Below are 12,469 nucleotides of genomic sequence, written 5' to 3'. Positions count from 1 at the left end.
GTCGGTGTCACGCCGCCTCGTGCGGACCGGGTTCACGCTGGTCATGTCCCGCTGGGGCGGCTGGACGAGCGACCTGGACAGATCCGCCGAGCTCTTCGGCCGCTACTACCCCGAGCGACTTGGCCAGATGCGTAAAGCCGCGGTGACCGCCCGCGCACCCACCGCCGACCCGGCGGTCCTGGGGCTGCTGATCGACGATCTGGGCCCCTGGCTCGCTGCCGAATACACCGCCACCCACGGCGAACGAGCGCCCTGGCCCTGACCGGCACACTGACGGCGCTGGCTCGTCGTTGAGAACTCGGGTTCGTACCGCATCGAGCCCGGAACGGTGGTCGTGGTCAGCGAGGGGCCCAGGCCGGTCGGCTACTTCCACGTGGTCGAGGTCACCTGACCAGCTCCCGTAGCGGTCCCGACAGCCGGGCGGCGAGCGACACGTCCACGCGGCCGGCCTCGGCGATCAGCAGCTCCACGACCACCCCGAACGCGCGCCGCAGCTCGGCCGGCTCCACGGACCGGACCAGGGCCTCCACGAACGGCGCCACGACCTCGGACGGCAGGTCGTCCATCCCGCGCCCCTGCACGGCGCGCACCCCGTGGCGCAGGCAGGCCAGCGCGAGCACCTCGTCCCGCGCGCCGCTGATCATGTACTCCGCCTGCCACACCCGGCCCCGCGCGATCGACGACCGGGCGTGCAACGCGTACAGCCACGCCATCCCGACCAGATGCTCCGCCGCGGGCGGCGAGACCTGCGGCAACTCGTTCGGCTTCCCGAGCAGCGTCCGAAATGTCGGACCGGTCGGCCCGAACTCGGATTCCGGCCAGAACGCGATGTCGACCTGCAGCGTGTCCGGCAGCAGGAACACCCGGAACACGCCGAGATCCAGGTGGTGGACGGCGCCGTGGTCGCGGTACATCCGGTCGGTCCAGTCCATCAGGACCTGATCGCGGTCGGCCGCCACCGCGAGCGCCAAGTCGATGTCCGACCACTGGTCCTCTCGTCCAACCGAGGCGGAACCGGTCAGCGCGGCGCCGCTGATCCGGTCGTCCGAGCGGGCCGACGCGATCAGCGAGTCGCGCAGCCGCGACCGGCTGTCAGGGGTGAACACGGTACTCCTCCCCCGGGGCGCTCACCGTCCACCGCGCGGCCGCCCGCAAGGCCAGCAGCAGCGGCACCGAACCGCTGTCGGTCAGCCCCGCGGGCAGGGACGGCAGATCCGCGCCGCCGGCCAGTTCCCGGCCGTACGCGGCGAGGTCGACCTCCACGAACCGCGTCGCGGCCGTGAATTCGCGCTCCGACCGGCTCGGCCTGCGGGCCAGGAGGTCCTGCCGCGTCGCGGACAACTCCGTCAGCCCGAAGAACTCCGGCTTCGCGCCGCGGTCCATCCAGCGCGCGAACCCGGTGATCGTCGTGCGCATGATCTCGTCGCGGCGCAGCCCGGTCTCCTCGCACAGCTCGCGCTCCATCCCGGCGCGGACGACGTCGTGCAGGTCGTCACCGCCGAGATCCCGCGGCTCCAGCGACCCGCTGCCCGACGGGGCGAGCAGCGACTGGCTGGCCGAATTCCGGTTGGACTGGAGCACCACCAGCACCCAGCCGTCGGTCGTGATGGCCACCGTCGACACGCCGACGACGTCCGCCAGCCTGCTCTCGGCCAGCGTGTGCAGGCGGCCCGCGGTGTCGACCATCATCTGCCGCCGCAGGTCGAAGACCTCGTCGGTGTCCCGGCGGGCGATGCGCAGGATGGCCAGCTCGTTGGAGCACTGGGCGTCGAAGAACCGGGTGCGCTGCAGCCGGATCGGCGCGCCGCGCCCGACCGACGGCAGCGGTTCGCCCCGCATCCCGACGACCCTGCCGTTGAACAGCAGCCGGCCGTGCGCGCGCAGCGGCAGCACATACGGCGCGGTCGCCTTCAGCTCGCCGGGCAGGCGGTAGGGGTCCGGCGCGACCTCGACCGGGCACCGCTGTGTCCACAGTGCCCGGTCGATGGCGTCGCTGACCAGGGCGGTTCCGCGACCGGGCACCTCGAGGTACCGGGCATCGGGGTAGCTCGCCGGAGGTGGGACGTCCGCGTGTGGGAACGGCGCGGCGATCGTGGCGAACTCCCAGGCGGCCCAGCGCCCGCGGAGCATCCGGACGTCGCGGGCGAGGGTCAGGACGCCGAGCACGAGCGCGATCACCGACAGCACGATGCCGACGGCGCTGGGCACGAGCGTGACCAGGCCGAGCAGCACGCCGAGCGCGGAGACGAACACGGGCCACTCGCGGGAACCGATGAACCAGAGGTAGTCGGCCTTCGCCCTGGCGCGGTTGGTCAGCTTGCCCATCGGTTGTGGTCTACCAGAAAGCGGGTAACGATCCGGGCGAAATGATCGGGATCACCGCGCCGGCACGTGCGACGATCGCGCCGACCGACGGGAGACGCAAGATGTGGGAAAAGCGCATGGAGTGGCCGCTGACGGGCGTCGCGGTGTTGTTCCTCGGCGCCTACGCCTGGCCGATCCTCCAGCCGTCGCTCGGCAGCACCGGCCGCGCGTGGTGCGAGGTCGTCACTTGGCTCGCGTGGGGGCTGTTCGCGCTCGACTACGTCGTGCGGCTGGTCCAGTCATCGGACAAACCGCGATTCCTGCGGCGTCACGTGCTGGACCTCCTGGTCATCGTGCTCCCGCTGCTCCGCCCGCTGCGGCTGCTGCGCCTCGTCGCGATGCTGAACGTCCTCAACCGCACCGCCGCGCTCGCCCTGCGCGGGCGGGTCGTCGTGTACTTCGTCGGCGCCACGGTGCTGATCGTCTTCTGCGCGGCGCTCGCCGTGCTCGAAGCGGAACGGCCGATCGAGGAAGCCGGCATCCGGAACTTCCCGGACGCGTTGTGGTGGGCGATCACGACGATCACGACCGTCGGCTACGGCGACCGCTACCCGGTATCCGGCACCGGGCGGCTGATCGCGGTCGGGCTGATGGTCGCGGGCATCGCGCTGCTCGGCGTGGTGACGGCGACCTTCGCGTCGTGGCTGGTGCGCCGGGTGGAGGAGGTCGAGGCCACGTCGCAGACCGTGACCCGTGCGCAGATCGCCGAGCTGAGCCGCGAGATAGCCGAACTGCGCGCCGCCCTCGCCGCGAGTGAGCGGAAGGAAACATGAGGAGGCTGCTGCCAAGCTTGGGGCGCGTCGGTCACTGCTCCATCCCAACCTCGTCGGGGGAGGGCCGGAGCGGATTGCGCCGCTTGTCGCTGAGTGCGACACCTGACCGAGACGCGCCCAGCGAACGGGGAGGGCCCGGGTCAGCCGCCCGAGTGCATGTCCTCGGATTCGGGCACCAGGTCGTCGTCCGGGTTGTCGAGCCAGCCGTGCGGCAGCGTGACCTTGCCGGGCGAGCCCTGGCGGCCACGCGGGCCGAGGGCGTCCGCCGGGAAGGGCGCCGCGTGGTCCAGCTGGCCGATCAGCTCGTCCAGCTCGTCCATCGACGACACCATCGCGAACCGACGGCGCAGCTCGGAGCCCACCGGGAAGCCCATGAAGTACCAGGCCATGTGCTTGCGCAGGTCGCGCATCGCCTTGTCGTGGCCGTCGTGCTGCACCAGCAGCTCCGCGTGCCGCCGCAGCACCTTGGCGACCTCGCCCAGCCGGGGCCCCTCCGGGATCGGGCGGCCGGCGAACGCGGCCTCCAGCTCGCCGAACAGCCACGGCCTGCCCAGGCACCCGCGGCCGACGACCACGCCGTCGCACCCGGTCTCGGCCACCATCCGCAGCGCGTCGTCGGCCGTGAAGATGTCGCCGTTGCCCAGCACCGGGATGGTCTGCACGGCCTCTTTCAGCCGGGCGACCGCGCTCCAGTCGGCCTTGCCCGAGTAGCGCTGCGCGGCCGTGCGCGCGTGCAGCGACACCGCCGCCGCGCCCTCGGCCTCGGCGATGCGGCCGGCGTCGAGGAAGGTGTGGTGGTCGTCGTCGATGCCGATCCGGAACTTGACCGTGAACGGCACGCCCGCCGCCTCGGCCGCCTCCACCGACGCGCGCACGATCTGCGCGAACAGTTTCCGCTTGTACGGCAGCGCCGCGCCGCCGCCCTTGCGGGTGACCTTGGCGACCGGGCAGCCGAAGTTGCTGTCGATGTGATCCGCGAGACCCTCGCCGACGATGATCTTGACGGCTTCCCGCATCGTCTTCGGGTCCACGCCGTACAGCTGCATCGACCGGGGGTACTCGCCCTGGTCGAAGGCCATCATGTGCATGGTCCCGGGGTGCCGCTCGACGACGGCGCGGGCGGTGATCATCTCGCACACGTACAGCCCCGCGCCGTACTCGCGGCACAGCCGCCGGAACGCGACGTTCGTGATGCCGGCCATCGGCGCGAGCACCACCGGGGGATCGACCTCGTACGGGCCGATCTTCAGTGCGGGCTTGCTCAGGGTGGCGGTCACGTCCTCCATTGTCGCTGGTGACTCGCGCCACCCGCGGTCAGGCCTGTTCGACCGCCGGGATGTCGGCGGCGATCCGGGATTTCGGACGGGGTGCGGTGACCGTCCACAGGATCTTGCCGTCCGGCGAGGTGCCGCCGACGCAGGTCAGGCGACGGCACACCACCTGGGCGGCGTGGCCGGTGGACCCGAGCTCGATCTTCAGGTGCGGGATGTCCACGGTGGGGCTCTGCAGCACCTGGTCCTCCGCGCGGCCGACCACGAGGCCGGTGAACCACAGCTGGTCGAAGCGCATCGACAGGACGCCCTCGAACAGCAGCTCGACCGGCTCGTCGGGGTTGTCGTCGGTGCGCAGCACCAGCTCCGAGTGCTCGACGCCGTAGCGCCAGACGCGGAAGGCCCGGGACGAGCTGAACAACGGCTCCGGCTGGTTCATGGCCCCAGTATGGGTCCTGATCAGCCGCGCCGCGGCCCAGCCGTCACCGGACCAGTTGACACCGGCTCACGCCAGCAGCTTCTCCAGCGCCCGCTTCGCGTCTGATCCGTCGGACAGCGTCTTCATCGCCAGGAAATCGGCCAGCTCGGCCGCCGGGCGGTCCAGGTAGCGCCCGGCCCGGTGCGCGGCGTCCACCGCGTCCTCGGCGAGCCCGTGCGAGACCAGCAGCGACACCGCCTCCGGCCACTTCGGCGAGCCGATCAGTTCACGAATGGTCCGCACGCGCGGCTGCGACAGGCACGGGTCGTCGACCGTCCAGCTGTGCGTGCCGTGCCGGACCTCGGCCACCGGGCCGCCGGGCACGTGCACCTCGGCCCGCGCGCCGGGTGGCACCACGACGTCGAGCGTCAGCTTCCCGTCCGCCCGGCGCCAGGCCACGGAAGCCGCACCGTAGGGCGTCTCGTGCCGGGCCGAGGCGTGGGTGAGCGCGGCGTCCGGCAGTGGGCGCACGACGATCGACCGGTACCCGGGCGCGGCGGGCGCCAGGCCGGCGACCGTGCGGTGCATCCAGTCGGCCACCGCGCCCAGCGCGTAGTGGTTGAACGAGGTCATCTCGCCCGGGTTGATCGAGCCGTCCGGCAGCATGCTGTCCCAGCGCTCCCAGATCGTCGTCGCGCCCATCGTCACCGGGTACAGCCATGACGGGCAGCCGCGCTCGAGCAGCAGCCGGTAGGCCAGCTCCGGGTAGCCGGCCGTGGTGAGCGCGTCCGCGATCAGCGGCGTGCCCACGAACCCGGTCGCGATGCGGAAGCCGTTGGTGCGCACGAGATCCGCCAGGCGCCGCCCCGCGACCGCGCGCTGTTCCGCCGTGGGTAGCAGCGCCCACTCGATCGCCTGCGCGTACACGGTCGGCGCGTCCGAGAGCACCCGGCCCGATCCGGTGACGTACTCCCTGGCGAACGCGGCGCGCGTTTCGTCGGACAGGGTCCGATATTTCGAACCGTCCCGGCCGAGCGCCTCGGCCCCCGCCGCCACGATCTCGGCGGACCGCGCGAGGTACGCCGTCGCGACCACGTCCGAGTCGGCCTTCGCGGCGAACGGGTCGTCCGGCGGCGCGGACGGGTCAAGCCAGTCGCCGAACTGGAACCCGCCCGCCCACACGCCGTCCGTGGTCAGCGAGGCGATCTTGTCGACCCACCCGCGCATGCTGTCGAGCTGCCGCGCGAGCACCTCCGCGTCACCGAACCGCTGGTAGAGCACCCACGGCACGATCACCGCGGCGTCGCCCCAGGCCGTCGCGGTCGGGCTGTCCCCGGGTAGCACGTCCGGGATCACGAACGGCACCGCGCCGTCCGGGTGCTGGTCGGCGGCCAGATCGGCAAGCCACGAGCGGAGGAACCCGGCGCAGTCGTAGAGGAAGGATGCGGTGGGCGAGAAGACCTGGATGTCGCCGGTCCAGCCCAGCCGCTCGTCGCGCTGCGGGCAGTCGGTCGGCACGTCCAGGAAGTTGCCGCGCATCCCCCACACGACGTTCTCGTGGAACTTCTCCAGGTCCGGGTCCGAGCAGCTGAACCAGCCGGTGCGTCGCAGGTCGCTGTGTACGACGACGGCTTCCAGGTCCTCGGCCCGCAGATCGTCCACTCCGGACACTTCCGCGTACCGGAACCCGTGGAACGTCAGGCTCGGCTCCAGCACGGTTTCGGCGCCGCCGGGCAGGACGTAGGTGTCCGTCGACTTCGCCGACCGCAGCGGCCGCACGCCGAGCTCGCCGTCCTCCAGCACCTCGGCGTGCCGCACGGTGACCTCGCGGGCGTCCCGCACGCGCAGCCGCACCCAGCCGACCACGTTCTGGCCGAAGTCGACCAGCGTCTTCCCGGACGGCGACGGCCACACCCGCACCGCGGGCACCACTTCGGTCACACGCACCGGCGGTCCCTCGGGCGCGACGAGCCTGCTCAGGTCGGCCTCGACCACCTCGACCTCGTCCACTTCGGACTCCGACAGCGTCAGGTCGGTGCGCTGCCCGTCGTACAGGTCGTCGGCGGTGATCCGGCTCTCCGTCGCCGACCACCGCTCGTCGGTGCCGATGACCTCGGTGGTGCCGTCGGCGTAGGTCACCTCCAGCTGGGCCAGCAGCGCCAGGCGATCGCCGTAGAGCGCGCGGCGGCCGTTCCACCCCAGCCGCCCGCGGAACCAGCCGTTGCCGAGCAGGAACTCCAGGTCGTTGGTCCCCTCGCGGAGCAGCGAGGTGACGTCGTGGGTCTGGTAGCGCAGCCGGTGCCGGTAGCTGGTCCAGCCGGGCGCCAGCACCTCGTCACCGACCCGGGACCCGTTGATCGACGCGGTGTAGACGCCGTGCGCCGTCGCGTACAGCCGGGCCGACACGATGCCCGGCCGCAGCTCCACGCTGCGGGTGAGGATCGGCGCGCGCTGCCCGATGCCGCCGATCGTGCGCGGGCTGATGAACCGCGCCGACCAGTCCTCCGTGCGCAGCAGGCCGGTTTCCACGGTGGCCGGCTCGGACCACTCGCCGCCGACGCGCACCCGCACGGTCGCCCGGGTCCGCGACGGCAGTGGCTCGAACGGCCACGGCACCAGCACCTGCTCGGCGGATTCGACCCGCACCGTGGCCGAACCGTTCAGCTCGACCTCGTACGCGGTCTGCGACCAGTCCGGGTCGTCGGTGCGCACCTGCCAGGACAGGCGGGGCGTGCCGGTGCCGATGCCCAGCGCGACGTCGTGGTGCTCGAAGCGGACGGCGGTGACGGTCAACGGTCGCTCTCCTTCTCGTGCTGTACCAGCCGCACCGGCCCGAACAGTCCCGTGCGGATCTGCCCGGCGGCTACGGCCATCGTGGGTGACGCGTCGTCGAGGTAGCCGGCGAGCGTTCCGCGGACGACGATTTCCAGTTCGTTGACACCCTCTCGGATCGCATCCGAGATTTCGGACCGCCACGGACCCCAGACCAGGCGGTCGACGAGCCGGCCGTTCACCACCACGTCGGCCGTGCCGCGCACCTCGCCGAGGTCGAGCACGACCCGGCCGGGCAGCGCCTCGAATGTGGTCCGGTACCGGACCAGGCCGCCCAGTGCACGCAGCCCGAGGTCCTCCCAGCTCCGCAGTTCGACCGGGGCCTCGGCGGTCTCGACCTCGATCCCGGAGTCGAGCAGCGCCCCGCCCCGGCGGCCGTCGACCGCGCGGAACCGCAGCTCCACCGGGGTGCCCGCGGTGAGCGGCGCGGGGAAGCGCACCCGCTGATCGACCGGCTTGTACTCGGCCTCGCCGACGCGCACCACGACGTCGAGGTCGGTCGGGATCCGCAGCGCCACCGCCCCGAGTGGGGCCGGGAAGGTTAGCGTCTCGGTGCGTTCCCCGGCAGGCGCGACGTCGGGGACCACCGGCACGACGACGTCACCGGGCGCGGCGGCGGGTTCGAGCCAGTGCGCGCCGGGCAGCGGATGCGGCCGCGCGTGCAGGCACAGGAACCGCGGATCGCGCCGGTGCAGACGGCGCACCTCGCCCCAGTCGGGCCCGCTGACCAACCGCGGGTCGCGCGAATCCACCGCGACTGGGCCAGTCGTGACCAGGGTGAGCGTGTTCTCGCCTGGGCGGAGGTGCGCGCGCAGGTCGTAGGGGTGGATGCGGATCTCGCGGAAACCGGGGTAGGGGTTGAAATCGCCCTGCCTGCCCACCTCGGCGCCGTTGACGAGCACCCGGCAGGCCTCCTCGCTCGCGACCTGCACGGTCGCGTCGGTGGGCACCTCGTCGAGGTGGAAGGTGCGGTTGATCTCCCCGCCCGCCAGCCACTCCGGCCTGCGGTAGCCCTCGGGATCGGTGACCACCGCGAACGACGCCCGCAGCGGGCCGTCCTGGTCCGCGGTGAACTCGATCTCCATCCGCACCGTCCGGCCGGACGGCAGCGGGCTGAACGACTGGTAGCCCGGCCCGTCGACCGGAACCTCCGCGCCGTCCACGAGCACCCGCCGCGCCGCGCTCGCGCCGACGGCGAGAAACAGGGCGTCGCGTTCGGGCAAGGGCAGATACGTTCGTACGCCGACCGTCTCCCCGGCTCGCACGTACCGCCAGTCGAGGAACTCCTCGGGCACGTAACCCTTGGGGCCCAGCGCTTCCGCGTGCCCGGGGTCGTCCCGGATGCCACGGGACAACGACCAGACCGCGGGCCGCCACCCGTCGGCGTCCCGGGCTTGCGCGAAGACGCCGTATCCGGCCAGCTCGTCACCCAGCCGCCAGACCTCCAGCGGCAGCACGCCGGTGCGGGCGGGCGCGGCCAGATCGCCGTGCCGGTTGTCCAGAGTGGACTCCGCCCGCGCGCGCCAGCCGTCGAGGTACACCGACCGGATCACGGGCCCGGGCGGGACGTGCGTCGCCTCCGGGAGGTCGTCGCCGAACACGAGCAACGTGATCGGGCCATCGGTGAAGACGACCTCGACCTCGCCGTCCACGACTGGGACATCCGTGCGCTCCCCGGTGCGCGGGTTCCACTGCTGGGCGCGGCCGGTCACCCCCGCGACCCGTGCCACCCGGTCCGACGGGGAGACGAACTCGTACCCGTCCGCACGCAACTGCCGCCAGTACTCCTCCCAGGGAAAACCCTGGTCCGTCCAGCCTTCGCGGTCGAGGTCGACGATCGGCGCCCGGGTGCCGCTGCGCTCGTCGTGCGCGGTGAGCAGCAGCACGTGCCGGTCGCCGTGGCGCCGGAGCAGGAACGGCACGTCGGACCGGATCCGGGATTTCGGAAGGATCGCGGGCACGTCCTCCGGCGAGCGGACCGTGACCGCGCCCTCGACCGGGCAGCTGCCGACGCAGACGACCGTCCCTCCGGCCGCGGCGAACTCCGCGAGCCGGGCGGCCGCGGCCGGGAGCAGCAGCTCGACGTCGGGCAGGACCACCGCCCGGTAGGTCTCCGCGCCGATCCGGAGCTCGCCGCCCGAAACCTCCCCGGCGGCGATCGTGGCCTCGTCGAACGTGTCGTGGTCGATCCCGGCCCGCTCCAGCGCACCGCGTTCCTCGGCGAACCACGTGCCGACGCCGTTCAGCGCGTGGAACGAGGCCGCGGCCCGTTCGGCGGGCGGCAGCGGTCCGTCGAGCGTCAGGTAGGCCTGGGCGGTGCTGGTCGGCGACAGCAGCACGACGTCGCAGGAGTGGGTGCCCGCCGTCAGCACCGAGCACAACCGGCTCACCGCGCCGGCGAACTGGCCGTAGGCGGGCCAGTACGGCTGCCGCCAGCACGTGGACGGCGGCGCCCACTCCCACCAGCCGCCCGCGGTCGAGTAGTACACCGCGTGCGGGTCGTAGAGCGTGGCGCCGCGGCGCAGGAACGGCGCGAGCCAGTCGTAGGTCTCTTCCAGCGTGCCGCCCCAGCCCGACGAGTGGAACGCCTCGATCCAGGTGCGCGGGTGCCCGTGCGCGTGGGCGAGCGAGCTGTGCACCTTCGCGTCGCCCCAGTGGTCGCTGCCCGGCGCGCCGAACCCGGCGTGCGTGCCGAGGTAGTCGCCGTAGATCCGCACGCCGCCGACCGGGTCGCCTTCGCGGGCCGGGCTCGCCTGGTCGAAACCGCAGATGAGCCCGCGGTGGCTGAACCACTGAGCCAGTGGGCCGAAGAACGCGCGGCGCGCGAGGCGGGCACGGTGTTCCTGGTAGTCCCGGCGTACCCGGGCCGACTCGGCGTCCGCGCCCTCGTAGAGCGCGGACAGCCGCGGCAGCAGGTCGTAGCCGTACTCGGCGGCGAAGGTCTCCGCGAAGTCGTGCCCCCAGGTCGGCAGCGGCGGCAGCTCGTCCTGGAAGAACCCGGGGATCACCGTGCCGAACCAGCGTCCGACGTGCCGTTCCAGCTCGCCGTGCACCTGGTCGAGCAGGGCCGCGCAGGCGTCCGGGTTGAAGTAGTCGAAGCCGCTGACGCGGTGCCCGATCGTGCCGTCGGGGTCCCGGTGCAGGGCGAGCCCGGCGAACTCCGGGCGGGCCGCGGTGAGGCGGCCCTGGAAGTTCGCGCCGGAGAACCCGATCTGGTCGTACATCCAGAGCTGGAACCCCAGCTCGGCGGCGTCCGCGCAGGCGCCGTCCAGCAGCTCGATCCACTTCGGACTCAGGAACGGCGGATCGTCGGCCAGGGAACCGAACATCGGGCCGGTCGGCGCCAGGCACATCACCACCGCCTGCCGGACGCCCTGCGACACCAGCTGTTCCATCTGCCACCGGACCCGGTCCCCGGTGACCCGGCCGCCGCTCCACCACCAGATCGGCAGAGGGGAGAACTCGGGGCCGGGATCGGTGAACCGGGTCAGCAGCTCGTCGGAACTCATGCGGTGGCTCGCTCCGCCTCGATCTGCTCCAGCGACTTGCCGGACGTGTTGGGCATGAAGAAGAACCCGACCCCGCCGCTGATCACCAGGAACAGCGTGAGCAGGCCGCCTGCGACGGTGAACCCGCCGCTGGCCAGCGTCGGCAGGAAGAAGCTCCACACGCCGAGCAGCGTCCGGGCGACGCCGAAGGTGAAGCCCTGCGCGGTGCCGCGCAGCATCGTCGGGAACAGTTCCTGGCTCCACACCTTGTAGAACGCCTCACCTGCGAGCGAGCAGCCGACGCCGAACAACACGATGTTCGCGATGATCACCGGGATGTTGAACGGCAGCACCACGTAGATGCCGTAGGCGACGATCTGCATGACCGCGCCGATGCCCCACATCCACTTGCGCGTGTGGTGGCTGCGGTCGGCGAAGCGCATGAACACCAGCGTCGTGACCAGGATGCCGATCAGGAACCCGGCGCAGGACAACGCGACGCTTGCCGCCTGGCTGCCCGCGTTGAGGGTCTTGATCACGTACGGGGTGAAGATGCCGCCGGTGCCGGCCGCGATGTTCCAGAACACGTAGACGATGCCGGTGAACAGCAGCGCCCTGAGGTGTGCGCCCCGGAAAAGCGCTTTCAGCTGGTACTTGACGTCCTTCGTGGACGACGCCGACGTCCAGCGCGCGGACTCGGACAGGCCGCGGCGCATCGCCCAGGTCACCAGCGCGATGACGAACAGGTGCAGGAACACGATCCGCGTGCCGAGCAGGTCCAGCGGGGTCAGCGCGAGCGACAGCAACAGCACGATCACCGGGCCGAGGTTCCACGCGACCTGCGTGAAGCCTAGCAGTTTCCCGCGCGCCTTCGACGGGGAGAACTCGCCGACCAGCGCCAGCGACGTCGGCACGTCCGCGCCGACCGCGACACCGACGACGAAGGTCCCGATGAACAGCATCGGCGTGTTGACCGCGAGCGCGATGCACAGGATGCCGGCCGCGTAGACCAGCAGGTCGTACTTGTAGATCCGTTTCCGGCCAAGCTTGTCGCCCAGCCTGCCGCCGATGAACGCGCCGATCGCGCAGCCGATGGCGTTCGGGCCGAGCGCGGCGAGCGCGCCGACGGCGCCGTCGGAGAGGCCGAGGTAGCTCTGGAAGAGGGCGAGGCCCGCGCCGAGCGCGACGATCGACCCGGCATCCAGGTAGGAGGCCATGCCCGCGAGCACGGACCACCGCCACTGCTGGCGGCTGATCGTGCCGCCGTCCTCGGCCGAGCTCGTGCCGACGGTTTCGCGTGAGGTCATGTGGTACTCCTCGTCT

Annotated in this window: 9 protein-coding genes; 2 read left to right on the top strand and 7 right to left on the bottom strand. The window is 72.1% G+C overall.

Going from position 1 to position 12,469, the window contains the following annotated elements; all coding sequences use genetic code 11:
- Positions 1 to 4: 4 nt before the first annotated feature.
- A complete protein-coding gene (locus AMETH_RS41145; protein WP_017985618.1) occupies positions 5 to 262 on the top strand; it encodes a hypothetical protein in 258 nt (85 codons plus the stop codon).
- Between the two features lie 121 nt (positions 263 to 383).
- Here the strand turns inward: AMETH_RS41145 and AMETH_RS33780 are convergent, their stop codons facing one another.
- Positions 384 to 1,106 carry a hypothetical protein gene (locus AMETH_RS33780; RefSeq protein WP_017985617.1) on the bottom strand — a complete coding sequence of 241 codons (723 nt, stop codon included), beginning with the start codon at positions 1,104 to 1,106 and terminating at the stop codon, positions 384 to 386.
- Positions 1,093 to 2,325, bottom strand: coding sequence for an NUDIX hydrolase (locus AMETH_RS33775; protein ID WP_017985616.1), 1,233 nt, complete (start codon positions 2,323 to 2,325; stop codon positions 1,093 to 1,095). The genes AMETH_RS33780 and AMETH_RS33775 overlap by 14 nt, the downstream gene beginning before the upstream one ends.
- A gap of 41 nt (positions 2,326 to 2,366) precedes the next feature.
- Between AMETH_RS33775 and AMETH_RS33770 the strand changes: the two genes are divergently transcribed.
- Positions 2,367 to 3,137: a potassium channel family protein gene (locus tag AMETH_RS33770; protein WP_017985615.1), complete on the top strand. Its 771-nt coding sequence runs from the start codon at positions 2,367 to 2,369 to the stop codon at positions 3,135 to 3,137.
- A 140-nt stretch (positions 3,138 to 3,277) separates the two neighbouring features.
- Here AMETH_RS33770 and dusB read toward each other — a convergent pair whose 3' ends face one another.
- From dusB to AMETH_RS33745, 5 genes are all read right to left on the bottom strand, one after another.
- Entirely contained in the window at positions 3,278 to 4,423 is a 1,146-nt protein-coding gene (dusB, locus tag AMETH_RS33765) for a tRNA dihydrouridine synthase DusB (RefSeq protein WP_017985614.1), read from the bottom strand.
- A gap of 28 nt (positions 4,424 to 4,451) precedes the next feature.
- Positions 4,452 to 4,847, bottom strand: coding sequence for a hypothetical protein (locus tag AMETH_RS33760; RefSeq protein WP_017985613.1), 396 nt, complete (start codon positions 4,845 to 4,847; stop codon positions 4,452 to 4,454).
- A 66-nt stretch (positions 4,848 to 4,913) separates the two neighbouring features.
- Positions 4,914 to 7,619, bottom strand: coding sequence for a glycoside hydrolase family 78 protein (locus AMETH_RS33755; protein WP_017985612.1), 2,706 nt, complete (start codon positions 7,617 to 7,619; stop codon positions 4,914 to 4,916).
- Positions 7,616 to 11,167, bottom strand: a complete 3,552-nt coding sequence (locus tag AMETH_RS33750; protein ID WP_017985611.1) for a hypothetical protein — start codon at positions 11,165 to 11,167, stop codon at positions 7,616 to 7,618. Before AMETH_RS33750 ends, AMETH_RS33755 begins: the two co-directional genes overlap by 4 nt.
- Complete coding sequence (locus AMETH_RS33745; RefSeq protein WP_017985610.1) at positions 11,164 to 12,453, bottom strand: MFS transporter; 1,290 nt, start codon at positions 12,451 to 12,453, stop codon at positions 11,164 to 11,166. The genes AMETH_RS33750 and AMETH_RS33745 overlap by 4 nt, the downstream gene beginning before the upstream one ends.
- Positions 12,454 to 12,469 lie beyond the last annotated feature (16 nt).

This window comes from Amycolatopsis methanolica 239 (genome assembly GCF_000739085.1).
Lineage (GTDB): Bacteria > Actinomycetota > Actinomycetes > Mycobacteriales > Pseudonocardiaceae > Amycolatopsis_E > Amycolatopsis_E methanolica.
This window is presented reverse-complemented; position numbering and strand designations above follow the sequence as displayed.